This window comes from Arthrobacter sp. Soil_N43 (assembly GCF_057655195.1).
In genome coordinates this window covers 21354-44775 of record NZ_JBDGML010000101.1, presented here as the reverse complement: position 1 = coordinate 44775, position 23422 = coordinate 21354, and the positions used below count along the sequence as shown (strand labels likewise).

22 protein-coding genes are annotated in these 23422 nt (G+C 66.4%); 14 read left to right on the top strand and 8 right to left on the bottom strand.

The genetic code is table 11. The annotated features are described in order from the left end of the window. The 4 genes from AC3A3W_RS13740 to AC3A3W_RS13725 form a co-directional block, all read right to left on the bottom strand. Positions 1-999: sodium/solute symporter (locus tag AC3A3W_RS13740; protein ID WP_487443592.1), on the bottom strand; the 999-nt coding region annotated here is incomplete at its 3' end. Between the two features lie 7 nt (positions 1000-1006). Continuing rightward, positions 1007-1354: a DUF485 domain-containing protein gene (locus AC3A3W_RS13735; protein WP_487443591.1), complete on the bottom strand. Its 348-nt coding sequence runs from the start codon at positions 1352-1354 to the stop codon at positions 1007-1009. Next, entirely contained in the window at positions 1351-2070 is a 720-nt protein-coding gene (locus AC3A3W_RS13730; protein WP_487443590.1) for a LytR/AlgR family response regulator transcription factor, read from the bottom strand. The genes AC3A3W_RS13735 and AC3A3W_RS13730 overlap by 4 nt, the downstream gene beginning before the upstream one ends. 44 nt (positions 2071-2114) lie before the next feature. Then, a complete protein-coding gene (locus AC3A3W_RS13725) occupies positions 2115-3305 on the bottom strand; it encodes a sensor histidine kinase (RefSeq protein WP_487443589.1) in 1191 nt (396 codons plus the stop codon). A 180-nt stretch (positions 3306-3485) separates the two neighbouring features. Here AC3A3W_RS13725 and AC3A3W_RS13720 point away from each other — a divergent pair, with 180 nt between their 5' ends. Next, positions 3486-3881 carry a DUF485 domain-containing protein gene (locus AC3A3W_RS13720; protein WP_487443588.1) on the top strand — a complete coding sequence of 132 codons (396 nt, stop codon included), beginning with the start codon at positions 3486-3488 and terminating at the stop codon, positions 3879-3881. Further along, a complete protein-coding gene (locus tag AC3A3W_RS13715) occupies positions 3878-5494 on the top strand; it encodes a solute symporter family protein (protein ID WP_487443587.1) in 1617 nt (538 codons plus the stop codon). Before AC3A3W_RS13720 ends, AC3A3W_RS13715 begins: the two co-directional genes overlap by 4 nt. Before the next feature lie 93 nt (positions 5495-5587). Here the strand turns inward: AC3A3W_RS13715 and AC3A3W_RS13710 are convergent, their stop codons facing one another. Further along, positions 5588-6085 (bottom strand): hypothetical protein, encoded by a 498-nt coding sequence (locus AC3A3W_RS13710; protein ID WP_487443586.1) that lies wholly within the window; start codon positions 6083-6085, stop codon positions 5588-5590. An 11-nt stretch (positions 6086-6096) separates the two neighbouring features. Beyond that, complete coding sequence (locus AC3A3W_RS13705) at positions 6097-6570, bottom strand: Lrp/AsnC family transcriptional regulator (protein WP_487443585.1); 474 nt, start codon at positions 6568-6570, stop codon at positions 6097-6099. A gap of 195 nt (positions 6571-6765) precedes the next feature. On the opposite strand from AC3A3W_RS13705, the gene pdhA reads away from it, so the two are divergent. From pdhA to AC3A3W_RS13690, 3 genes are read left to right on the top strand one after another with little or no spacing between them, the layout of a single operon-like run. Further along, the gene (gene pdhA / locus AC3A3W_RS13700) at positions 6766-7941 is read left to right on the top strand and encodes a pyruvate dehydrogenase (acetyl-transferring) E1 component subunit alpha (protein WP_487443584.1); all 1176 of its coding nucleotides are present in this window, start codon (positions 6766-6768) and stop codon (positions 7939-7941) included. Next, positions 7941-8951 (top strand): alpha-ketoacid dehydrogenase subunit beta, encoded by a 1011-nt coding sequence (locus AC3A3W_RS13695; RefSeq protein ID WP_487443583.1) that lies wholly within the window; start codon positions 7941-7943, stop codon positions 8949-8951. The genes pdhA and AC3A3W_RS13695 overlap by 1 nt, the downstream gene beginning before the upstream one ends. Continuing rightward, positions 8948-10363 (top strand): dihydrolipoamide acetyltransferase family protein, encoded by a 1416-nt coding sequence (locus AC3A3W_RS13690; protein ID WP_487443582.1) that lies wholly within the window; start codon positions 8948-8950, stop codon positions 10361-10363. The genes AC3A3W_RS13695 and AC3A3W_RS13690 overlap by 4 nt, the downstream gene beginning before the upstream one ends. 140 nt (positions 10364-10503) lie before the next feature. Here AC3A3W_RS13690 and AC3A3W_RS13685 read toward each other — a convergent pair whose 3' ends face one another. Beyond that, positions 10504-11121 (bottom strand): SACE_7040 family transcriptional regulator, encoded by a 618-nt coding sequence (locus AC3A3W_RS13685; protein ID WP_487443595.1) that lies wholly within the window; start codon positions 11119-11121, stop codon positions 10504-10506. Between the two features lie 209 nt (positions 11122-11330). Here AC3A3W_RS13685 and AC3A3W_RS13680 point away from each other — a divergent pair, with 209 nt between their 5' ends. The 7 genes from AC3A3W_RS13680 to AC3A3W_RS13650 are packed head-to-tail and all read left to right on the top strand — an operon-like array spanning position 11331 to position 19421. Beyond that, positions 11331-12938, top strand: a complete 1608-nt coding sequence (locus tag AC3A3W_RS13680; protein WP_487443581.1) for a carboxyl transferase domain-containing protein — start codon at positions 11331-11333, stop codon at positions 12936-12938. Between the two features lie 19 nt (positions 12939-12957). Then, a complete protein-coding gene (locus AC3A3W_RS13675; RefSeq protein ID WP_487443580.1) occupies positions 12958-15156 on the top strand; it encodes an acetyl/propionyl/methylcrotonyl-CoA carboxylase subunit alpha in 2199 nt (732 codons plus the stop codon). A 2-nt stretch (positions 15157-15158) separates the two neighbouring features. Continuing rightward, positions 15159-16334, top strand: coding sequence for an acyl-CoA dehydrogenase family protein (locus AC3A3W_RS13670; RefSeq protein WP_487443579.1), 1176 nt, complete (start codon positions 15159-15161; stop codon positions 16332-16334). Positions 16335-16378: 44 nt separating this feature from the next. After that, positions 16379-17215: a CoA transferase subunit A gene (locus AC3A3W_RS13665; protein WP_487443594.1), complete on the top strand. Its 837-nt coding sequence runs from the start codon at positions 16379-16381 to the stop codon at positions 17213-17215. Between the two features lie 2 nt (positions 17216-17217). Next, complete coding sequence (locus AC3A3W_RS13660) at positions 17218-17970, top strand: CoA transferase subunit B (RefSeq protein WP_487443578.1); 753 nt, start codon at positions 17218-17220, stop codon at positions 17968-17970. Beyond that, a complete protein-coding gene (locus tag AC3A3W_RS13655; RefSeq protein ID WP_487443577.1) occupies positions 17967-18566 on the top strand; it encodes a MaoC family dehydratase in 600 nt (199 codons plus the stop codon). Before AC3A3W_RS13660 ends, AC3A3W_RS13655 begins: the two co-directional genes overlap by 4 nt. Positions 18567-18581: 15 nt before the next feature. Beyond that, positions 18582-19421: an HpcH/HpaI aldolase/citrate lyase family protein gene (locus AC3A3W_RS13650; protein WP_487443576.1), complete on the top strand. Its 840-nt coding sequence runs from the start codon at positions 18582-18584 to the stop codon at positions 19419-19421. A 21-nt stretch (positions 19422-19442) separates the two neighbouring features. Here the strand turns inward: AC3A3W_RS13650 and AC3A3W_RS13645 are convergent, their stop codons facing one another. After that, positions 19443-20921: a lipase maturation factor family protein gene (locus AC3A3W_RS13645; protein WP_487443575.1), complete on the bottom strand. Its 1479-nt coding sequence runs from the start codon at positions 20919-20921 to the stop codon at positions 19443-19445. A 120-nt stretch (positions 20922-21041) separates the two neighbouring features. Here AC3A3W_RS13645 and AC3A3W_RS13640 point away from each other — a divergent pair, with 120 nt between their 5' ends. After that, a complete protein-coding gene (locus AC3A3W_RS13640) occupies positions 21042-22463 on the top strand; it encodes an extracellular solute-binding protein (protein WP_487443574.1) in 1422 nt (473 codons plus the stop codon). After that, positions 22460-23419 (top strand): carbohydrate ABC transporter permease, encoded by a 960-nt coding sequence (locus AC3A3W_RS13635; protein ID WP_487443573.1) that lies wholly within the window; start codon positions 22460-22462, stop codon positions 23417-23419. The genes AC3A3W_RS13640 and AC3A3W_RS13635 overlap by 4 nt, the downstream gene beginning before the upstream one ends. Positions 23420-23422 lie beyond the last annotated feature (3 nt).

Sequence of the window (23422 nt, the reverse complement as noted above, 5' to 3'; positions counted from 1 at the left end):
TCCCGAGGTGGTGGACAGGAACGCGGCAAAGGCGCCGGCCACCACGAGGGCGGAGAGCAGCTCGCCGCCCGGTCCGCCGATGAGCCGTCCGGGCAGCAGCAGGACGAGGGCGTCGGCCTGCCCGGCCTGGGCGAGTCCCGGCGCGAACATCCGTCCGGCGAGGCCGTAGGCAGTGGGGAAGAGGTAGAAGACGGACAGCAGGCCCAGCACGATCAGCGTGGTCCTCCGGGCTGACTGTCCATCGGGGTTCGTGTAGAAGCGGACCAGCACGTGCGGCAGCCCGAGCGTTCCGAACAGCAGGGCAACCAACAGCGAGATGTTTTGGTAGGGGCCGGCCGGTGCCAGGCCGGTGGGGTTCGCAGCAGCTGCGGCCACGGCCGGGGAATTGTTTTCCGCCAGCACAAGGACGATGAAAACGAGCGGCACCGCCAGCGCGGTGAGCTTGAGCCAGTACTGGAAGGCCTGCACGAACGTGATGGAGCGCATCCCGCCCGCCACGACGGTGAGGCTTACCACCACCACGACGGCCGTGGACCCCACCCATGAGGGCAGGCCCGTTGTGGTCCGGATGGTGAGGGCCGCGCCGTGGAGCTGGGGGACGATGTACAACCACCCCACGATGACCACCGCAAGGCTCGTCACCCGCCGCACGGCGCGGGAATCCAGCCTGGACTCGGTGAAATCCGGAATGGTGTAGGCCCCCGAGCGGCGCAGCGGGGCGGCCACGAACAGCAGCAGCATCAGGTATCCGGCGGTGTAGCCCACGGGGAACCAGAGGGCATCGGTCCCGGACAGCAGGATGAGCCCGGCCACTCCCAGGAAGCTCGCCGCGGACAGGTACTCGCCGCCGATCGCCGAGGCATTCCACCATGGCGGGACCGTACGTGAGGCGACATAGAAGTCGCCGGTGGTCCGGGAAATCCTTAGTCCGTAGAAGCCAATGACGGCCGTGGCGACCGATACTGCAGCAAAGGCCGCGATGGCGACGGCCGGGTTCACCGGTACCTCACCTGTCCTCGGCGAGGTCGCGGTAGCGGGCCTCGTTCCGCGCGGCACTTCGGATGTACAGCCAGGCACTGATCCCCGTCACGGGGTAGATGCCGGTGCCGAGCAGCAGCCAGTCGAAGGGGATGCCGGCAATCCGCGACTCCGCGAGCCCGGGAATGGCAGCCAGGAGCGGAAAGGCCCCCAGGACCAGCAGGAAGCCGCCCGCGACCACGAGGGCGAGCCGCAGCTGGGAGCGGATCAGGGAGCGGACGAAGACCTGGCCGACGGCTGACTCCTCTGCCGCTTCCCTGGACTCCACTGCAGGCTTCGCCGCGGAGCGCGGGGCGGTCACCCTGACCCGTGTCATGCCTGCGGCCTGATCCGGGTGGCTTCCAGTTTCTCCCGCACGGACGGCAGGTGGCGGCGGCTGATCGGCAGCTCGGCCGCTTCCACCGTGACGCTGGGACGCACGGCGGCCAGTTTCAGGTGCGAGACGTGGGACAGGGAGATGAGGTAGGAACGGTGCGTACGGATGAACCCGGCGTCCGCCCACTGCTGTTCCAGGTCCGCCAGCGGAACGCGGATGAGGTAGCTGGCGTCCGCCGTGTGGAGCCTCGCATAGTCGCCCTGTGCCTGGACGTACGTGACGTCGTCGCGCCTGATCATTTTCGTTGTGCCGCCCTGGTCTACGGTGATCATCTCCGGTGCGGGGCCGCCGTCGCGGATGAGCTCGCTGATCCGGCCCACGGAGCGGGCCAGCCGCTCGGCGCGGACGGGTTTCAGGAGGTAGTCCACCGCGGCCAGTTCGAACGCCTCGAGGGCGCAGTCCTCGTCTGCCGTGACAAAGACGACGGCGGGCGGGCGGCTGCTGCGGGAAATCGCCGCCGCGACCTCCAGCCCGGAGACGGCCGGCATGTGGATGTCGAGGAAGACGGCATCCACCGCCTGGGTTTCCAGCGCCCGCAACGCTTCGGCGCCTGACGAAGCACGAAGGATGGTGCCGATGCGGTCATCCTTGCCCAGCAGGAAGGCGAGTTCTTCAATTGCGGGCAGCTCGTCGTCGGCGACGAGGACGTTAATCATGATTCAAGGTTAACTGCAGGACCTCCCGGCCGGGCACCGGAGCCTCAGGCGTCGTGGCCGGGCTGGGATTTCGGGACCCGCATGGTGATCAGCGTGCCCTCCCCGGGTGCCGTCTCAATCACCAGGCCGTGATCGTCGCCATACACCTGGCGCAGGCGGGCATCCACGTTGCGCAGGCCAACGTGTTCCCCGTCCGTGTGTCCGGCGAGCATGGACTGGAGCTGCACCGGGTCCATCCCCACGCCGTCGTCCTCGATGGTGACTTCCGCGAACGCGCCGGAATCATTGGCAGCGATGGTGATGTGCCCGGGTCCCTCCTTCGCTTCCAGGCCGTGCCGGACGGCATTCTCGACGAGGGGCTGGAGGCTCAGGAACGGAATGACCGTGCCCAGCACCTCGGGGGCGATCCGCAGGCTGACCTGGACCCGTTCGCCGAAGCGGGCGCGCTCCAACAGGAGGTACCGGTCGATGCACCGCAGTTCCTCGGCGAGGGTGGTGAAGTCGCCGTGCCGCCGGAACGAGTAGCGCGTGAAGTCAGCGAACTCCACGACGAGTTCACGCGCCCGGGCCGGGTCCGTGTTGATGAAGGAGGCGATCGCATTCAGGGAGTTGTAAATGAAATGCGGGCTGATCTGGGCACGCAGGGCCCGCACTTCCGCCTCCATCAGCAGCGTCCGTGACGCATCAAGTTCGGCCAGCTCCACCTGGGCCGCCACCCAGTCGGCCACCTCGCTGGTGGCGCGCACCAGGCCCGCACCGGCCGACGGGGCAAACGCCGCCACCACCCCCACCACCCGGGATCCGGCGCGGATCGGTGCGATGACAGCGGAACTGACGGGCCCGGAGGCCAGCGCCGGAAAATCCCCGGCAGTGATCACCTGTGTCCGCCCGCCGGCGAGGACATCGGCGGCCAGCGGCATCAACTGTGGTTTGAGCTCCTCGGCCGCGCCGTCCCATGCCAGCACACCGGAAACGTCGGTGATGGCCAGGGCATCGCATCCGAGCAGCCCCCGCAGCTGCCGGCTGGCCTTCGCGGCACCTGCGGGGTTGAGTCCCGTCCGCAGGTGCTGGCCGGCTTTCGACGCCGCGTGCAGGGTGTTGTAGGTGGCGCGCTCGGCATCGGTGCCCAGCTCACGGAAGGAGCGGAGCACCTTGAGCCCCACGCCCACGACGACGGCAATCGCCAAGGCGATCACCGCAACGGCGGCTGCGGCATAGAGAGGGGAGTCGGGCATGCTGCCAGCGTAACGCGTGCCGTTTGTCGCAGCATCGCGACCGCTAAGCGACCGGGAGCCTGCAAACACTGGAACCCCGCCCCGGGGCGGAGCACAGTGATGGGAGTCACACTGCTGTGGAAGCGTCCGCTGTGGAGGGTCCCAGGCCGGTGTGGAAAACACTCTCAACGAGGAGGAATCATGGGCAATGATGCCCGAACTCCGGACGTCGCGGCGTCCGCGGACTTCGTGGAAGTCCAAGCCACCGGGCAGTTCAGGGAACTGCGCAAGCGCCACCGCAGCTTTGTGTTTCCCATGGCGGTTGCGTTCCTGCTGTGGTACTTCGCGTACGTCCTGCTGGCCGACTACGCGGTGGGCTTCATGTCTACCAAAGTGTGGGGCAACATCAACGTCGGGCTGATCATGGGCCTGCTCCAGTTCGTCACGACATTCGCGATCACCGGCTGGTATGTCAGCTATTGCAACAGGAAGCTGGACCCCGTCGCCGCAGAGATCCGTCACGGCATTGAAGGGCACGAATTCGACAAAGCGGGCACAGGAGTGTCCGGCAGCGCAGCGGGCGGAGCAGCCAAATGATCAGCATTCCCACAGCGGTTGACGTTGCCGCGCTCAAGGAAACAACACTCCTTAACATGGGCATCTTCGGCCTGTTCGTCGCGGTCACCATGGTGATCGTCCTACGGGCGAGCCGGAACAACAAGACGGCGGCTGACTACTATGCCGCCGGCCGGTCGTTCACCGGATCACAGAACGGCACGGCCATCGCGGGGGACTACCTGTCCGCCGCCTCCTTCCTGGGGATCACCGGAGCCATTGCCATCAACGGCTACGACGGCTTCATGTACTCCATTGGGTTCCTCGTCGCGTGGCTTGTGGCGCTCCTGCTCGTGGCCGAACTGCTGCGCAACACCGGCAAGTTCACCATGGCCGACGTCCTTTCCTTCCGCCTTAAGCAGCGTCCGGTCCGCATCGCCGCCGCCATCTCCACGCTGGCCGTCTGCTTCTTCTACCTGCTGGCCCAGATGGCGGGCGCCGGCAGCCTCATCTCACTGCTGCTCGGCATCAGCGACTGGGGAGGCCAGGCCCTCGTGATCATCGTGGTGGGTGCACTCATGATCATGTACGTCCTGATCGGCGGCATGAAGGGCACCACCTGGGTGCAGATCATCAAGGCCATCCTGCTCATCGCCGGTGCAGCCGTGATGACGTTCTGGGTCCTGGCCATCTACGGCTTCAATCTGTCCAGCCTGCTGGGCGCGGCCGTGGACACGGCCAACAATCCTGCCGTGCTCAACCCGGGCCTGCAGTACGGCAAGACCGAAACATCGAAGCTGGACTTCATGTCACTCGGCCTGGCACTGGTGCTCGGCACCGCGGCCCTGCCGCACGTGCTCATGCGGTTCTACACTGTGCCCACGGCCAAAGAAGCCCGCAAATCCGTGGTCTGGTCCATCTGGCTGATCGGCCTGTTCTACCTCTTCACCCTGGTCCTCGGCTACGGCGCCGCTGCCCTCGTGGGTGCGGCCACCATCAAGGCGGCCCCCGGCGGCGTCAACTCGGCGGCTCCGCTGCTGGCCTTCCACCTCGGCGGCCCGCTGCTGCTGGGATTTATCTCCGCGGTGGCCTTCGCCACGATCCTCGCCGTGGTGGCCGGACTCACCATCACCGCAGCAGCATCCTTCGCGCACGATATCTATGCCAGCGTCATCGCCAAGGGAAAGGCCGACGCCGACACCGAGGTCAAGGTGGCCCGGCGCACGGTGGTGGTCATCGGAGTCCTGGCGATTGTGGGCGGCATCTTCGCCAACGGGCAGAACGTCGCCTTCCTGGTGGCGCTCGCCTTCGCCGTGGCCGCCTCCGCCAACCTGCCGACGATCATCTATTCGCTGTTCTGGCGCAGGTTCACCACCCAGGGCGCCATCTGGAGCATGTATGGCGGCCTGGGCTCCGCCATCCTCCTGATCGCTTTCTCCCCGGTGGTTTCCGGAGCCGCAACGTCCATGATTCCGGGCGCCAACTTTGCCGTCTTCCCGCTCAGCAACCCAGGCATCGTGTCCATCCCGCTGGCCTTCCTCCTCGGCTGGCTGGGTACGGTCCTGGACAAGAAGACGGAAGATCCGGCCAAGCAGGCCGAGATGGAAGTCCGCTCGCTGACCGGCGTGGGGGCGGAGAAGGCCGTCGACCACTGACCGACTCCTCACCAGCAGGCAGGGAGGGCAGAAGCCCCCGTGCACTTCACCGTGAAGTGCACGGGGGCTTCTGCCGTATCTGCCTGTTCAGGCTCAGCCCTTTGGTTTGAGCCGGATGGTGACCATCTTCAGATCGTCCGTTCCGGAAAACCGGTACACGAGTTCCACGTCCTTGCCGTCGCACTGGATGACGCCGACAACGTCCGCGATGTTGGAGCCGTTCTCACCGCTGACCTTGAGGTCGTCAAATACCGAGGTGCAGGACGGATCGAGATTCAGGCTCTGGACCCCTGATTCGAAGGTCTCGCGCGACAGTTGCTGCTTCAGCGCCGGGTCCAGGAAGTCGTCATAGGCCTTGCCTGTTTCACCGGATATGACGAGCTTGGTGAAACTGTCAGCCACATCCGAGGCGTGGCGGGCTGCCCCGCCCACGAGGTTCAGCAGGAGCGCGACACCCACGGCCACCAGGAGCAGGACGCCTCCCACGATCCCCAGCACTATCCAGAGTCCTTTGCGGCTCTGCGCCGGCGGCTGGATGGGCGGCTGCAGCCTCCGCTGCCGCCGCTGGTAGGGGTCCTGAGTGCTACTCACTGGTGAGCCTTTCATTCTTCTGCCGAACCGCGGTCCAGGAGCGGCTGGATCCGGAACGGAATCAGCTCGCCCATGGCCAGTGCGGTGTCCGTTCGTTCCACCCCGTCGCAGGCAAGGATCTTTCCGTTGATCCGAAACAGGTCTTCGGCGTCAAGGGCCACGACCCGCAGCAACAGGTCGGCCGAGCCCGTGAGCCCGTAGCCTTCGAGGATCTCCGGGACGCTTGCCAACTCTTCGGCCAGGCTGCCGAGCTTCTGCTGCTGGACGTGGACCGATATAAAGGCCATCAGCGGATAGCCCAGGGAGACCGGATTGATACGGCGCTCGAAGGACAGGAAGACATGCTTTTTTTCGAGCTGGGCCATCCGTGCCTGAACCGTGTTCCGGGACAGGCCCAGCTTCTGGGCCAAGGCAACGACGGTCCGTCGGGGGTCCCGCGCCAAGGCCGAAAGCAGACGGGTGTCGGTGCCATCCAAAGCTTGCATAATGCGCAAGACTAGCACGGTCCAATGCCCCCAAATGGTGCATTCTGCTCACTTTTTCCGGCGGTGGTTGTACCCCCTGAGCATTGTGAGTATGGTCACAATTATCCGGAGCAACGGCGCCCGGAAGGCCGGAAGCGGAAGGATCACGAGTCCTTTCGCGGCACGGTGACACGACGTCAGAAGGTTGCGGCAACAGTGGTGACAGACGATGCGGGCCAGGGCGGAACAACCGCCGGCCGGGACAACAAGACAGGGCACCAGGGCGGCGCAGGTCACAACCTGGTTCAGCTGATCACGCCCTCGGGGGAGCGCGTCAGCCATCCGGAGTATGACCCCTGGGTCAGGGACGTATCAGACGAGCAACTGTGCTCGCTCTACGAGGACCTGGTGGTGGTCCGGCGGATCGACAAAGAGGCAACTGCACTGCAGCGCCAGGGCGAACTGGGCCTCTGGCCTCCGCTGCTGGGCCAGGAGGCCTCGCAGGTGGGATCCGTGCGCTCGCTGCGCGACGATGACTTTATTTTTCCCAGTTACCGTGAAAACGGCGTGGCCTACTGCCGCGGGGTGGACCTGACGGACATCCTCCGCGTCTGGCGCGGGAATGCCTCCGGCGGCTGGGACCCGTACACCGTCAACATGGCGATTCCGCAGATCGTCATCGGCGCCCAGACGCTGCACGCCACGGGCTACGCCATGGGAATCCAAAACGACGGTGCCGATTCCGCGGCAATTGTGTACTTCGGCGACGGCGCCACAAGCAAGGGCGATGTCAACGAGGCCATGGTCTTCGCGGCCAGCTACCAGGTGCCGCTGGTGTTCTTCTGCCAAAACAACCACTGGGCCATTTCCGAACCCGTGCGTCTCCAGTCCCACACCCACCTCGCGGAACGGGGGACCGGCTTCGGCATGCCCAGCATGCGCGTTGACGGCAACGATGTGCTGGCGGTCATGGCCGCCACGCGCGTGGCACTTGACCGGGCCCGCCGCGGCGGCGGCCCCACCTTCATCGAAGCCGTCACCTACAGGATGGGCCCACACACTACGGCGGATGACCCCACCCGGTACCGTGACGCCAACGAACTCGAAGACTGGGCGGCAAAGGACCCCATCGCGCGGGTCCATGCGCTGCTTGACCGGAAGGGCCTGTTCACCGAAGAGTTCGAATCCTCCGTTCGGAATAAAGCGGACTCAGTTGCCAGGGAGCTGCGTTCCGGCTGTGTCGGCATGCCGGATCCCGAACCCCTTGACGTCTTTAAGCACGTGTACAGCACTCCCAACTCCTGGCTGGACCGCCAGCAGGACCACTACTCCCGTTACCTGGCCAGCTTCGGCGATCCCGCAGGGGCCATTACTGAAGAAGGTGCACGCTGATGACGCAGCTGACCTTTGCGCGGGCCATAAACTCAGGCCTTCGCAAATCCCTCGAGAACGATCCCAAAGTGGTCCTCATGGGCGAGGACATTGGCACCCTGGGCGGTGTTTTCCGCGTGACGGACGGGCTGCAGAAAGACTTCGGCAAGCACCGCGTCATTGATACGCCCCTCGCCGAATCCGGGATTGTCGGGACGGCAGTAGGGCTGGCCTACCGCGGTTACCGGCCCGTGGTGGAAATCCAATTCGACGGTTTTGTCTATTCCGCCTTCGACCAGATCGTCTCGCAGCTGGCCAAGATGCATTACCGCACCCGCGGCGCCGTGAAGATGCCCATCACCATCCGCATCCCGTATGGCGGCGGCATCGGATCCCCGGAGCACCACTCCGAGTCGCCGGAGGCCTACTTCGCCCATACGGCAGGCCTTCGTGTGATAACCCCGGCCAGCCCGCAGGATGCACACACGATGATCCAGCAGGCCATTTCCTGTGACGACCCCGTGATCTTCTTTGAGCCAAAACGCAGGTACCACGACAAAGGCGAGGTGGACGAGTCACTCAATCCCAATTCCGCCCCGCCGATGGGCCAGGCGCGGGTCGTCGCGGACGGCCGCGACGTCACGCTCGTGGCCTACGGGCCGCTGGTGAAGACGGCCCGCGATGCAGCCACGGCGGCCGCCGACGAAGGTGTGTCGGTTGAAGTCATCGACCTGCGGTCCCTGGCCCCCGTGGATTTTGCCACGGTGGAGGCCTCGGTCCGCAAGACCGGCCGGCTCGTGATCACCCACGAGGCCGGGCAGTCAGGCGGGCTCGGTGCCGAGGTGGCAGCCAGCATCACTGAACGCTGTTTCTACCACCTGGAGGCGGCCCCCGTCCGCATCACAGGTTTTGACGTGCCCTACCCGTACTCCAAGCTGGAGATGCACCATCTCCCCAGCCTGGACAGGATCCTCGACGGCGTGGACCGGGCACTCGGCCGGCCGAACTCGCTGAGCGGGCTGGAAGGATGACCGCCACCATGATCAAGGAATTCCGGCTCCCCGATCTCGGCGAAGGCCTGACCGAATCCGAAATCGTCAGCTGGAAGGTGAATGTTGGAGACACCGTAAGCCTGAACCAAATCATTGCCGAAGTGGAGACGGCCAAGGCCGTGGTGGAACTTCCCTCGCCGTTCGCCGGCGTGATCACCGCCCTGCACGAACAGCCGGGCACCGTGGTGGAGGTCGGGAAACCGATTGTTTCCTTCGAGGTGGAGGGCGACGCCGGCGGGCAGCCTGCCGCCGCCGCTGAAAGCGTGGCGCCCGCCGCCAAGAGGGAGCCGAACCTCGTGGGCTACGGCGCCGTCGTCGAAAGTACCGGCCGTCCCGTGCGCCGGCAGCGCAACTTCGCCGCAGCGCCACGGGCGGTTGAGCCTGTCGAAACCCGGCCTGTCGAAACGGGGCCTCCGGTGGTTGAGCCTGTCGAAACCGCGCCTGTCGAAACGGGGCGTCCGGTGGTTGAGCCTGTCGAAACCCGGCCTGTCGAAACCCCACCCGACGAACGCCCCCGTTCCACTCCGCCGGTGCGGAAGCTCGCCAAGGACCTTGGCGTAGCGCTGGAGGACGTCCAGGGCAGCGGCCCCGGCGGCCTCATTACCCGTGACGACGTACGGAACTTCGTGGGCGGCGAGGGCCTCCCGGCAGCTGCGGGGCAACCCCGGCGCGCCGTGCCAGGGCAGGGCGAACGCGAAACGCGCACGCCCATCAAGGGGGTCCGCAAGCTCACGGCGGCAGCCATGGTCTCGAGTGCGTTCACGGCGCCGCATGTCACGGAATTCCTCACCGTTGACGTCACCCCGGCCATGGAACTGCTGGCCCGGCTCAAGTCGGGCAAGGCGTTCGCCGGGCTCAAGCTCACGCCGCTCACGCTGGTGGCCAAGGCCGCACTGCTTGCCCTGCGGCACAACCCCACGCCTAACTCCAGGTGGGACGAGGACAGCCAGGAGATCGTGCAGTTCAACTACGTCAACCTCGGGATCGCGGCGGCCACACCCCGCGGCCTCATGGTGCCCAACATCAAGGACGCGGACAGGTTGACACTGGCCGAGCTCTCGGCTGCACTGACGGAGCTGACCGAGACCGCCAGGGCCGGGAAGACGGGCCCGGCGGATCTCACCGGCGGCACCATCTCGATCACCAATATCGGCGTGTTCGGCATCGACGCCGGCACGCCCATCCTCAACCCGGGCGAGGCCGCCATCCTGGCCATGGGTGCCGTGCGGAAGATGCCGTGGGAATACCAGGACCAGATCGCCCTCAGGCAGGTCATGACCCTCAGCCTCTCCTTCGACCACCGGCTGGTGGACGGGGAGCAGGGCTCAAGGTTCCTGGCGGACGTAGGCGCACTCCTGGCGGACCCCGGCATGGCGCTGGCGATGGCCTGAGTCCGCACCGGCCACCCTGCACCGGCCACCCTGCACAAGAGCGGCCCCGGCCCTCATGACCGCTGTTGACCAGCGACGGTTATGAGGGCCAGGGCCGTCTGTGCGGGTTGGGGGTGCGGGCTGGGTGCGGCGGAGGGGGGCTACGCCGGTGCCGTCAGGGCCGCCAGCGCCATGTTCTCCAGCAGCGGGCGGGCGGACTTGATGGCCATCCGGCGGCCATGGTTCCGGACCGAGTGGGGCGTGGAGTTGATCAGGCCGAAGGTCGCGTGGGCCCGCATCCGGAGATCGGCCGTGTCCGTCTCGCTGTGGATGCCGGCAAGGACATCTACCCAGAGCTCCACATAGCTGCGCTGGAGTGCCCGGACCTGCGCCTGGTCGTCGGCGGAGAGATTGCTGAAGTCCCTGTCCTGGACTCGGATGACGTCGGGGTTGCTCAGGGCAAAGTCCACGTGGAACTGCACCAGCCGGGCCAGGGCTGACGCCGGGTCGCTGGCCGCCGCCACCACGCTCTGGCCGCCGTCCAGCAGGTCCTGGCTGACGCTGAGCAGCAGGGCGCCCAGCACGGCCTGTTTGCCGGGAAAGTGGCGGTACACGGCGGGTCCGCTGACGCCTGCCGCGGCGCCCAGGTCCTCCAGGGACACCCGGTTGAAACCGTTGACGGCAAAGAGGGATGCAGCGGCGGACAGCAGCGCCTGCCGCCGCGTTTCCTTGGCGCGGCTGCGCTGTGTGGCCCCGGTGGCGTGGGCGCTCCCCGCCAAGGCCTCGGGGGGTGCGGCGGGGTCGTCCCCGGCAAGCCTGTCCTGCTCTGTGATCGGCACATTTCCTCCTCGGACCAGCAAACTCTAACAAGCCGCGGGTGTGTTGGACATCACAGTTAATAGAGACTAACCTAAATCTCAGTTACACGGCACTAACCGAAAGTGGCCGGCCCGGTTCTCCGGGTCCTGCCCGGGAACGGAAGCAGTCAATGGAGACACTCGCCAGCCGGCTGGATCCCACCAGCGAGGCCTTCGGAGCCAACAGCCTTGCGCAGCAGGCGCTCGCGGGCGACCTGCGGAAGCGCCTCGCGGAGGCAGCCCTGGGAGGACCGGCAAAGTCCCGTGAGCGCCACGTGGCCCGCGGCAAGCTGCTTCCACGGGAACGCATCGACCAGCTCCTGGACGACGGCAGCCCCTTCCTGGAGATCGCGCCGCTCGCCGCCAACGGCATGTACAACGACGATTCACCGGGCGCCGGCGTGATCGCGGGCATCGGGCTGGTCCACGGCCGGCAGGTCCTGGTCATCTCCAACGACGCCACAGTCAAAGGCGGCACCTACTATCCCATGACCGTGAAGAAGCACTTGCGGGCACAGGAGATCGCGCTGGAAAACCGGCTGCCCTGCATCTACCTCGTGGATTCCGGCGGAGCCTTCCTCCCGAAGCAGGACGAGGTGTTCCCAGACAAGGAGCACTTCGGCCGGATCTTCTACAACCAGGCCAAGATGTCAGCGGCCAAGATTCCGCAGATAGCGTCAGTCATGGGCTCCTGCACCGCCGGAGGGGCCTATGTGCCTGCCATGAGCGATGAAACCGTCATTGTCAGGAACCAGGGGACCATTTTCCTGGGCGGGCCCCCGCTGGTGAAGGCCGCCATCGGCGAGATCGTCACTGCCGAGGAACTGGGCGGCGGCGACGTCCATTCCAGGATCTCCGGTGTAACCGACCACCTCGCCGAAAACGATGAGCACGCCCTGCAGATTGTCCGGGACATCGTCGCCACGCTGCCCCGGCCCGCCGCGCCCGCCTGGGATGTGGACACCGCGGTCGAGCCCGTTGTTGATCCGGCGGAGCTCTATGGTGCCGTGCCCACGGATGTCAATGCGCAGTACGACGTCCGTGAGGTCATCGCCCGGCTCGTCGACGGCAGCAGGTTCCACGAGTTCAAGAAGAACTACGGCACCACCCTCGTGACCGGATTTGCCAGGCTGCACGGCCATCCGGTGGGCATCGTGGCCAACAACGGCGTCCTGTTCAGCGAGTCCTCGCTCAAGGGCGCGCATTTCATCGAGTTGTGCAACCAGCGCGGCATCCCGCTGATCTTCCTGCAGAACATCTCCGGCTTCATGGTGGGCAAGGACTCCGAACAGGGCGGCATCGCCAAGAACGGCGCCAAGATGGTCACCGCCGTCGCCACGGCCCGCGTGCCCAAGCTGACCGTGGTGATCGGCGGATCGTTCGGCGCCGGCAATTACTCCATGTGCGGCCGCGCCTACTCGCCGCGTTTCTTGTGGATGTGGCCGGCGAGCCGCGTCTCCGTCATGGGCGGCAACCAGGCCTCCAGCGTGCTGGCCACGGTCAAACGGGACCAGTACGAGGCGGCCGGCCAGGAATGGTCCGCCGAGGACGAGGAAGCGTTCAAGGCCCCCATCCGGCAGCAGTACGAGGACCAGGGCAGCCCCTACTACTCCACGGCCCGCATCTGGGACGACGGCGTGATCGACCCCGCGGACACCCGCACCGTGCTGGGACTGGCGCTCGACGTCGTCTCCCGCGCCCCGTTGCCGGAGACTTCCTTCGGCCTCTTCCGGATGTGAGCCTGCAGTGAACAATCCAATGAATACCAATCTGTTCCACACCGTCCTGGTGGCCAACCGTGGCGAGATCGCCTGCCGCGTGATCCGAAGCCTGCGGGCCTTGGGCATCCGCTCGGTCGCCGTCTACAGCGACGCCGACGCCGGTGCCCGGCACGTGCGGGAAGCGGACGCTGCCGTACGGATCGGGCCGGCAGCGGCGGCGGAGAGCTACCTCAACATCGAGTCGATCATCCGGGCCTGCAAGGATAGCGGCGCCCAGGCGGTGCACCCCGGTTACGGATTCCTGAGCGAGAACGTCGAGTTCGCCCGCGCGCTGGCCTCGGCCGGCATCGCCTTCATCGGTCCGGGCGTCGAGTCCCTGGACGTCATGGGCGACAAGATCCGTTCCAAGAACCACGTTGCCGGATACGGTGTCCCGGTTGTTCCCGGCATCGCCGAGCCCGGCCTGACGGACGGACAGCTGATCGAGGCTGCGGCCGGAGTCGGCTATCCGCTGCTCATCAAGCCATCCGCCGGCGGCGGCGGCAAGGGCATGCACATTGTGGAGCGCCCGGAAGACCTCCCCGCCACCCTGGCCACGGCCCGGCGCGTGGCCGCGGGTGCGTTTGGCGACGACACCCTGTTCCTCGAACGTCTGGTCATGGCTCCGAGGCACATCGAGGTCCAGGTCCTGGCAGACACCCATGGCAACGTCATCCATCTCGGCGAGCGCGAATGCTCCCTGCAGCGCCGCCACCAGAAGGTGATCGAGGAAGCACCCTCGCCGCTGCTGGAATCCCTGGACGACGGCGGCGCCACACGTGCGCGCATCGGTGAAGCGGCCTGCCAGGCGGCCCGCAGCGTGCACTACACCGGCGCCGGAACGGTTGAGTTCCTCGTCTCGGACAACGCCCCGGACGAGTTCTTCTTCATGGAGATGAACACCCGGCTCCAGGTGGAGCACCCCGTCACGGAGATGGTCACCGGAGTGGATCTCGTGGAGTGGCAGGTGCGCATCGCCGCCGGTGAGGTGCTCACCGTGGCGCAGGACGACGTCGTGCTGAACGGCCATGCCGTGGAGGCTCGCGTGTACGCCGAAATTCCGGAGCGGAACTTCCTGCCGTCCTCCGGCGAAGTGGTGCTGCTCGATGAACGCGGCACCGTCTTTGGTGCGCCGGATGCCGGGGCCCGTCAGGCTCCGACGGACGGGACCATCCGCATCGACTCCTCGCTGCTGCAGGGGCTGCACATCACCAGTGACTACGACCCCATGCTGTCCAAGGTCATTGCCTGGGGCCAGGACCGGCAGTCGGCGCTAGACCGGCTGGACGCGGCGCTGGCCCGGTACACCGTTCTCGGGGTGGGCACCAACGTGGAGTACCTGAGGCTCCTGATCAACGACGACGACGTCCGGGCAGGCCATCTGGACACCACGCTGATCGACCGCAAGATGCCGGGCCTGTCGTTTCGGACCGCGGGCGACCCCGAGGTCATAGCCGCCGCCATGCAGTTCTGGGTCCGGGACAAGGGCCCTGCGGGCGTAGCTTCCCCCTGGGACAGCGTCCGCGGCTGGCGGCTGGGCCGTGCCGCGGCCCGCAGGATGAGCTTCGGACTTCCGGGCGGGGCCATTGCCACCGCCGCCGTCACCTGGCTCGGTGACCGTGACCCCAACCACGTCCTGGTCCGCGTCAACGACGGGCCCGAACACGAGGTCCGCGTCCTGGGGCTCACCGGCGAGTCCATTCGCCTCGATATCGACGGGCAGCAGCGCATCTTCGCCCTCGGATGCCACTGGGAGGGCCATCCCGGGGATGGCCGCCCGCAGACCGTCCACGTGGGCAGCGGAGGCTGGGGCTGCGGGCTGGAAGTGCTCAGCCGGGAGGCACGCCTCGAGCACATGCTGGCCGCCATCGAGAGGGAAGCCGGTGCGGCCGACCCCGAAGTCCGTTCGCCCATGCCGGGGACCGTCGTCTCGGTCTCAGTGGGCAACGGCGACGCCGTTGCGGCGGGGCAGGTGCTCCTCTCCGTGGAGGCCATGAAGATGGAGCACCAGCTCGTCGCGGAGGTGTCCGGCACGGTCCACATCACGGTGAAGACCGGGGACCTGGTGAGGGCAGAGCAGGTGCTGGCCACCATCCACGCCGAACCGGCCGGCCGCAGCGACGAACCAGCCACCGACGAACCAGCCACCGACGAACCAGCCACCGAAGAACCAGCCAATGAACGTAAGGGAGCCTAGCTATGGCCGATTTTGAGCTCAGCGAGGAATACCAGGACCTCAGCAACACCGTGCGCGAGTTTGCCGACGAGGTGGTTGCACCGGTCTCGGCCAAGCATGATGAAGAACACAGCTTTCCGTATGAGGTTGTCGCGCAGATGGCGGACATGGGCCTGTTCGGCCTGCCGTTCCCCGAGGAATACGGCGGCATGGGCGGGGACTACTTCGCCCTGGCCCTCGCGCTGGAACAGCTGGGCCGCGTTGACCAGTCCGTGGCCATCACCCTGGAAGCCGGAGTGTCCCTCGGCGCCATGCCGATCCACCGTTTTGGGACCGAGGCGCAGAAGGAGGAGTGGCTTCCGCTGCTTGCCTCGGGCAAGGCGCTCGCAGGGTTCGGCCTGACCGAGCCGGAGGCCGGCTCGGACGCCGGCGGGACGAAGACCACGGCCAGGCTGGAAGGCGGCGCAGACGCAAAAAACTGGGTCATCAACGGCAACAAGGAGTTCATCACCAACTCGGGCACTGACATCTCGCGGCTGGTGACGGTGACCGCGGTGACCGGCCAGGAGGAGCACAAAGACGGGAGCATCAAGAAGGAAATCTCCACGATCCTGGTGCCCACCGACACGCCCGGCTTCACGGCACAGAAGGCCTACAACAAGGTGGGCTGGAACGCCTCGGACACGCATCCCCTGACACTCAAGGATGTCCGCGTCCCCGAGGCCAACCTCCTGGGCGTGCAGGGCCGCGGCTACGCCAACTTCCTGTCCATCCTCGACGAGGGACGCATCGCCATCGCGGCCCTGGCCACCGGCGCGGCCCAGGGCTGCGTGGATCTCTCCGTCCGCTACGCCAAGGACCGCAGCGCTTTCGGGAACAACATCGGCAAGTACCAGGCCATCGCCTTCAAGATCGCCCGCATGCAGGCACGCGCCCACACGGCCCGCCTGGCGTACTACGATGCGGCCGCCCGGATGCTTGCCGGGAAGCCGTTCAAGACGCAGGCGGCCATAGCTAAGATGGTCGCAGGCGAGGCGGCCATGGACAATGCGCGGGATGCCACCCAGGTATTCGGCGGCTATGGCTTCATCAACGAGTTCACCGTGGCACGCCACTACCGCGACTCCAAGATCCTTGAAGTCGGGGAGGGCACCACGGAGGTTCAGCTGATGCTGATCGCCCGGGAACTCGGGCTCTAAAAGGCCCGGTGGCCGAGTCTGTCTGGACCCTGAAAGGATCAATGATGATTGACAAGGTTGTTGCCAGCGCCGACGATGCGGTCGCCGATATTTCCGACGGCGCCTCGCTGGCTGTCGGGGGTTTTGGTCTTTGCGGGATCCCGGTGGCGCTGATCGACGCGCTCCACCGCCGCGGAACCAGGGAACTGGAAACGGTGAGCAACAACTGCGGGGTGGACGACTGGGGCCTCGGAATCCTGCTCCGCGACGGGCGCATCCGGCGGACCGTCAGCTCCTATGTGGGGGAGAACAAGGAGTTCGCCCGCCAGTACCTGGCCGGTGAACTCGAGGTGGTGCTCACCCCGCAGGGTACGCTCGCCGAAAAACTGCGCGCCGGCGGCGCCGGCATCCCCGCGTTCTACACGAAAGCGGGCGTCGGCACCCAGGTTTCCGACGGCGGCCTGCCGCAGAAGTACGACGCCGACGGCGGCATCGCGGTCGCCTCCGCTCCCAAGGAGGTGCGCAGCTTCAACGGGGTGGACTACGTCCTTGAGGAATCCCTCGCGCCCGACTTCGGCCTGGTCCATGCCTGGAAGGGCGACCGCCACGGAAACCTGGTTTTCCACGCCACTGCCATGAACTTCAACCCGCTGTGCGCCATGGCCGGGCGGATCACCATCGCCGAGGTTGAAGAGCTGGTGGAACCGGGGGAGCTGGACCCCGAACACGTCCACCTTCCGGGAATCTTCGTGCAGCGTGTCGTGGTGGCGCCGCAGGGCGAGAAGCGCATCGAAAAGAGGACGGTGACACTGTCTGCACCGTCCACCCCGTCACCGTCCAACTCTGCACCATCCACATCCGCACCATCCACCCCGGGTATCACCGATCAGGCAGGAGCGTAGCCATGGAGTCGATCAGTTCGCCGGGGGCACCTCCCCGCCCCGAAAGCGTCCGTCCCGAATACCGGCGTGCGGCAACGTCCCACCCCGAAGGCAAGGGCTGGACCCGCAATGAACTCGCGGCCAGGGTGGCGCACGAGCTCAGAAACGGGCAGTACGTCAACCTGGGCATCGGCATGCCCACCCTGATTCCCAACTACATCCCCGCCGGGGTGGAAGTCGTATTGCACTCGGAGAACGGCATCCTGGGCGTCGGGCCTTATCCCGGCGACGACGAGGTCGATCCTGACCTCATCAACGCGGGCAAGGAAACCGTCACCGTCAACAAGGGGGCGGCCTTCTTCGACTCCTCGCTGTCCTTTGGCATGATCCGCGGCGGCCACGTCGATGTTGCCGTGCTCGGCGCCATGGAGGTGGCCGCCAACGGGGACCTGGCCAACTGGATGATTCCGGGCAAGATGGTCAAGGGCATGGGCGGCGCCATGGACCTGGTCTTCGGAGCCAAGAAGGTCATTGTGATGATGGAACACATGGACCGGAACGGCAGGCCCAAGATTGTGGAGCAATGCACGCTGCCTCTTACGGGGAAGGCCTGCGTGGACCGCATCATCACCGACCTCGCGGTGATTGATGTGGTCGCCGAGGGCGGGGTGTCCCGCCTGGTGTTGCGCGAACTGGCACCGAACGTTTCCGTCGAGGATGTGGCCGCGGCTACGGGTGCCGAGCTGTTCGAGGAAGACCAGGAACTGACCGTATGACGGGAAATCCTGAACAGGGCGCTGACGGGGTTGCGGCCGGCTCAACCACCGGCAGCCAGCGCGTGATAGAGCAGCGGGGCCTGTACTTCGACGAACTCGAGGAGGGCGTCGTGTACGCGCACCGCCCTGGCCGCACGGTCACGGAAACTGACAACGTCCTGTTCACCACGATGACCATGAACACGCAGGGCCTGCACCTGGACGCGGCGTGGAGCGCGGGGCAGCCGTTCGGGCAGCGGCTGGTGAACTCGATGTTCACCCTGGCAACCGTCGTCGGGCAGTCCGTCGCGCAACTGACCCAGGGCACCATCGTCGCGCAGCTTGGACTGACCGACGTTTCCTTCCCCGGCCCGCTGTACCACGGGGACACGCTCTACACCGAGACTGTCGTCACCGGGAAGAGGCTCTCGGGTTCCCGCCCCGGCCAGGGAATCGTCACCATGCGGCACACCGGACGCAACCAGGACGGCGCGGTGGTTGCCCTGGCGACCCGCAGCTGCCTGATGTGGATGCGGGAGGCGCACCTGGAGGCACAGCGGAGCGGGGAAACGCAGAGGGAGGCGCGGCCATTCGGGGAAGCGCAGACGGAAAAATAATCGGACAATGACTGTATGACTTTCGTGATGGGTCCCGCCCTGCTTTTCTGCCCCGCCGACCGCCCCGAACGCTTCCAAAAGGCAGCCGAGCGTTCGGACGCCGTCATCATTGACCTGGAGGACGCGGTGGCGGCCCCGGACAAGCAGCGGGCCAGGGGCGCCATTCTGGCGCAGCTCGGCAGCACGGGCGAGGGGCCGGAGCTCGATCCCAGCCGGACCATCATCCGGATCAACCCTGCCGGCACCGAGGACTTTGAAAAGGACCTGCACTGCCTGATGCATACGCCGTACCGGACGGTGATGCTCGCCAAGACGGAAAGCGCTGAGCAGCTCCGGGCGCTGGACGGCTTCCATGTGATTGCCCTCTGTGAAACGGCCGCCGGGATCGTGAACGCTCCGGCCATCGCCGCTGCCTCCAACGTCGTGGCGCTGATGTGGGGCGCCGAGGACCTCCTAGCGTCCCTCGGCGGTACTTCCAGCCGGAAGGACGACGGCGGCTACCGCGCCGTTGCGCTGCACGCCCGGTCGTCCGTGCTGCTGGCAGCCGGAGCTTTCGGCAAGGAAGCCGTCGACGCCGTCTACGTCAACATCCCCGACCTTGAGGGGCTCGGGGCTGAGGCCCGCGATGCCGTGGCGTCCGGATTCAGCTCGAAAGCCTGCATCCACCCCAGCCAGGTGGCCGTGGTGCGCGGCGCCTACGCCCCGACCGAGGCGGACGTGGCGGCTGCCCGGCAACTTTTGGACGCGGCGCACGCCTCGGGCAGCGGAGTGTTCCAGTACGACGGCAAGATGATCGACGGACCCATCCTCAAGCACGCGGAGTCCACCATCAGGCGGGCAGGCGCGCACACCTAGCTTGAATGACTGCCGCAGGAACTATTGCCGCCGCCCTGGCGCGTGCCGCAGCGAGAGTGGCGGGATGGCCTCGTACAGCGGCGTGCGGATCCAGCGCTGGCCGGTCTCGCGGTACTCTGCCCGGCTGGCGAACCGGTAGAGGTAGGTGCGGGCGCGCACCCAGCGGGGGCGCTCGCCGTCGAACGGGTCATGGCGCAGCAGGCGCAGCACCGCCCGGTCGGCTTCCAGGAGCTTGGCCAGGAACGCGTAGAACCACTCCTCATGGACAGTCCGGAGCGGCAAAAACCACATGAGCCAGTCGAGCCGCAGATGGTACGGGGCGAACTGCCGCGGCAGCCGGCGGACGTCCCCCGGTTTGCCCTTGAAGCCGTACTCCCTCCAGTCCGCAGCATCGTCCGGTTCCTGATCGAGCGTTCCCTCCACCGCAACCTCAATCCGCTGCTTCGTGACCGTGCCGAACGCGCCGTAAGTGTTCACGAGCTGCCAGCGGTTGAAGCTGGCGTTCATCAGCTGGTGGTGGGAAAACAGGTTGCGGATCGGCCAGTAGCTGAGCGCCACCAGCAGCACTGTCGCTGCCAGCGTGATGACCAGCCACCACGGCGGCGTCTGCAGTCCTGCACCGCCCGCCGTGTGCCAGTCCAGCGGCAGGAAGGGCAGCACGGCATGCGCCACGGGATCGCTGACCGCCGCGAAGGCCAGCACGATGGCGATCCAGTTCAGCCACGCGAAGTTGCCGCTGGCTACCAACCAGAGCTGGGTGAAGATGATGATGCCGGCAGCGATGCTGGCAATCGGCTGCGGGGCGAAAAGGAAGAACGGCACCACGAGCTGGGCGAAGTGGTTGCCCAGCACCTCCATCCGGTGGAACGGCTTGGGCAGAAGGTGCGCCTGGCGGCTGAGCGGGCCAGGCATGGGCTGCGTCTCGTGGTGGTAGTACAGCGCCGTGAGATCCCGCCACTCCCGGCCGCCGCGGATCTTGATCATGCCCGCGCCGAATTCCAGGCGGAACACCAGCCAGGCCACGAGGATCAGGATGGTCCGGGGCGGATCCGTCTGGTCCGAGCCAAGAAACGCCACCGTAAAGCCGGCTTCGAGGAGCAGCATTTCCCAGCCGAAACCGTAGAACGTCTGCCCCACGTTCACGATCGACATGTATAGCAGCCACAGCGCCAGGAAGGCTATGAGAGGCACCCATGGGGGACCAAGCTGCGGAAGACCGGCAACCAGGACCGCTGAGATGGCCAGCCCCGTCCAGCAGACCGCCCGCAGCAGCCGGTCTGAATAACGCCAGCGGAACAGCGTGGGCCGCCGCAGCCTGCTGAAGGCCTCCAGGTAGTCCGGGACAGGCAGGAGTCCGCGCTCGCCGAGCAGGGCCGGGAACTGGTTCAGGGAGGAAAGGAACGCGACGAAGTACAGCGCCGCGACGCCACGCTGCAGCACTTGCCGGGCGAATTCGTAGTCCGGCGCGTTAAACCAGTCAAGCCACGCGACCCAGTCCACGCTTCCACGTTACTCAGCACCTCCAACGCGTCAAGGTGCAGCACGGCGCGGATTGTGATGCTTGACACGTGTTAGGTGGGTCTTATACAGTTCCTAACACGTGTTAGGAAGGAAATTGACATGACCGGAGCCACAAGCGGGCAGCTGCGGGAGATCTCCCGCCGCACCGCCCTTGGTGCCCTCGGCGCGGGAATTATCGGAGCGACCGTGGCATCGTGGCCGCGGCTCTCCGGGACCGACATTCCGGGCCGCGGGGACAACAGCCTCAGCATCGCCATCATGGGTACCGCCGCGGACGCCGCCGCCCGCCAGCGCGCCATCGACGCGTTCACCCGAATCCACCCCGAGATCAAGGTCAAGGTCCAGGCCATCCAGGCCGTCGACTGGAAGGACTTCTTCACCAAGATCCTCACAATGGTGGCCGCGGGCACGCCGCCGGACGTGGTCTACGTGGCCACCGAGGGCGCCCAGCTGTTCGCGGAAAAGCTGGCCCATCCACTGGACGAGTACGTGCGCCGCGATGCCGCGGATATGGCCGAGTTCTTCGACGACGTCCACCCCAGCCTGGTGGAGGCCTTCATGTACAAGGGCAGCCTGTACCAGCTCCCCATGGACTGGAACGCGGCAAACATGTACTACAACACCACCGCGTTCGCGCAGGCAGGGCTGGAGCGCCCGGCGGACGACTGGACCCATCTCGACTTCCGTAACAGCCTCGCCGCCATGCGCAAGGCCCGCACCTCGGACTTCACCCCGTACTACTGGACCAACCGGCTCTTCGGCGGTGTGGTGCCGTGGCTCTACGCGAACGACACCAGCTTCCTGAAGGAGACCAGGTCCACCGGCGGGGACTGGCTCTGGGACGGTTTCTACGCCAAGGATCCCTCCCGCGGCCTGCGTTCCGGCGGGTACGAGTGGCTGGAGCCCAACGCCAATGACGACCGCGTCTTCGAGTCCTTCGATTACCTGCGCGGGCTGGTCAAGGACGGGCTCGGGGTCCGCCCGGAGGAAGGCGGCGGCAGCTCCCTCGTCGGGCTGTTCGCGTCCAACCGCATCGGCACCACGCCGGCAGGAGGCTACTGGGTGCAGGGCCTGCACGAAGCCGGGATGGGGGAGAGGGACTTCGACGTCCAGTTCTTCCCGCGCTGGAAGACCCAGCGCCACCAGTTCGGCACCGCAGGCTACGCAATCATGAAGACCGCCAAGGACAAGGACGCCGCCTGGGAGTGGATCAAGTTCAGCTCCAGCCGCGAGGCGATGGAACTGATCTTCCCGAACCCGAGCACCACACCGGCGCGACGTTCCATGGTCAACGAACAGCTCTACGCAGGCAAGGGCCCGGCCCACTGGAAGGTCTTCTACGACACCCTGGACCGGTTCCCGACCACCGGCCCCATCCCGGCGCCGCCGCAGCAGGCCGCCGTCGAAACGGCACTGATGAAGAACGTGTCGCTGGCTGTCAGCGGCGACGAGCGCCAGCTCAAGCAGGCCCTTGCGTCCATGCAGCGCGACCTTGAACTGGCCCTGAGGAGGCAGTCATGAGCACCACCACCCCGCCGCGCGAGCGTCCGAGGCAGGCGGCCGGGCCAGCCACGGAGGCCCGGCACCAACCCACGGCCAAGTCACGGCAGAGCCAGCGCTGGCTTGCCTGGATCTTCCTGGCCCCCACCATCCTCGGCATGGGCCTGTTCACCCTGATCCCCATCGTGGCCTCCGTGGTGCTTGCGTTCTTCCGCTGGGACATCATCTCGGCCCCCACCTTCGTGGGCTTCGACAACTTCTCCGAAGTGGTCCAGGACCCCACTGTCCGGGTGTCCTTCCTGAACACCATCCTGTTCGTGGTGGTGGCCGTGGCCCTTCAGTTGGGGCTCGCCCTGGCGCTGTCCATCATGGTGCAGGAAAAGATGCCGGCCTGGCTGCGCGTCTTCTTCCGCTCGGCCTTCTTCTTCCCGCTGATCCTGTCCGCCGCCTCGGTGTCCATCTTCATGCGGTACCTCTTCAACGAACAGTTCGGCGTGGTCAACTGGTTCCTGTCCCTCGTGGGCATCCCCGCGGTGCCGTGGCTGACCACGCCGGGCGGGTCCGCCGCCGTCGTGATCCTGGTGTACGTGTGGCAGAACTTCGGGTTCTCGTTCCTGCTGTTCATCGGCGGTCTCGCCTCCATCCCCGTGGAAACCTACGAAGCGGCATCGATCGACGGCGCCACCGGCTGGCGCAAGCACCTCCATGTGACTCTGCCCCTGCTGAGTCCCACCACCCTGGTGGCTTCGGTGATGGCTATCATCAGCGCCCTGCAGGTGTTCGACCAGCCCTACGTGCTGACCCGCGGCGGCCCCGGCGACTCCACCCGCACCGCCGTCATGGTGATCTTCGAATCGGCCTTCCAGCGGCTCGAATTCGGTCAGGCGTCCGCCATCGGCGTGCTCCTTACCTTGATCATCATGGCCATCACGGCCGCGCAGTTCAGGCTCAGCAAACGATTCGTCTTCTACCAGTAAGGC

Bases quoted from the DNA above. Each gene is read 5' to 3' on its own strand.
- AC3A3W_RS13690 (WP_487443582.1), top strand. From the start codon at position 8,948: ATGACCGCCACCATGATCAAGGAATTCCGGCTCCCCGATCTCGGCGAA.
- AC3A3W_RS13695 (WP_487443583.1), top strand. From the start codon at position 7,941: ATGACGCAGCTGACCTTTGCGCGGGCCATAAACTCAGGCCTTCGCAAA.
- AC3A3W_RS13730 (WP_487443590.1), bottom strand. From the start codon at position 2,070: ATGATTAACGTCCTCGTCGCCGACGACGAGCTGCCCGCAATTGAAGAA.
- AC3A3W_RS13675 (WP_487443580.1), top strand. From the start codon at position 12,958: ATGAATACCAATCTGTTCCACACCGTCCTGGTGGCCAACCGTGGCGAG.
- AC3A3W_RS13650 (WP_487443576.1), top strand. From the start codon at position 18,582: ATGACTTTCGTGATGGGTCCCGCCCTGCTTTTCTGCCCCGCCGACCGC.
- AC3A3W_RS13705 (WP_487443585.1), bottom strand. From the start codon at position 6,570: ATGCAAGCTTTGGATGGCACCGACACCCGTCTGCTTTCGGCCTTGGCG.
- AC3A3W_RS13665 (WP_487443594.1), top strand. From the start codon at position 16,379: ATGATTGACAAGGTTGTTGCCAGCGCCGACGATGCGGTCGCCGATATT.
- AC3A3W_RS13680 (WP_487443581.1), top strand. From the start codon at position 11,331: ATGGAGACACTCGCCAGCCGGCTGGATCCCACCAGCGAGGCCTTCGGA.
- AC3A3W_RS13640 (WP_487443574.1), top strand. From the start codon at position 21,042: ATGACCGGAGCCACAAGCGGGCAGCTGCGGGAGATCTCCCGCCGCACC.
- AC3A3W_RS13735 (WP_487443591.1), bottom strand. From the start codon at position 1,354: ATGACACGGGTCAGGGTGACCGCCCCGCGCTCCGCGGCGAAGCCTGCA.
- AC3A3W_RS13670 (WP_487443579.1), top strand. From the start codon at position 15,159: ATGGCCGATTTTGAGCTCAGCGAGGAATACCAGGACCTCAGCAACACC.
- AC3A3W_RS13635 (WP_487443573.1), top strand. From the start codon at position 22,460: ATGAGCACCACCACCCCGCCGCGCGAGCGTCCGAGGCAGGCGGCCGGG.
- AC3A3W_RS13715 (WP_487443587.1), top strand. From the start codon at position 3,878: ATGATCAGCATTCCCACAGCGGTTGACGTTGCCGCGCTCAAGGAAACA.
- AC3A3W_RS13725 (WP_487443589.1), bottom strand. From the start codon at position 3,305: ATGCCCGACTCCCCTCTCTATGCCGCAGCCGCCGTTGCGGTGATCGCC.
- AC3A3W_RS13720 (WP_487443588.1), top strand. From the start codon at position 3,486: ATGGGCAATGATGCCCGAACTCCGGACGTCGCGGCGTCCGCGGACTTC.
- AC3A3W_RS13660 (WP_487443578.1), top strand. From the start codon at position 17,218: ATGGAGTCGATCAGTTCGCCGGGGGCACCTCCCCGCCCCGAAAGCGTC.
- AC3A3W_RS13655 (WP_487443577.1), top strand. From the start codon at position 17,967: ATGACGGGAAATCCTGAACAGGGCGCTGACGGGGTTGCGGCCGGCTCA.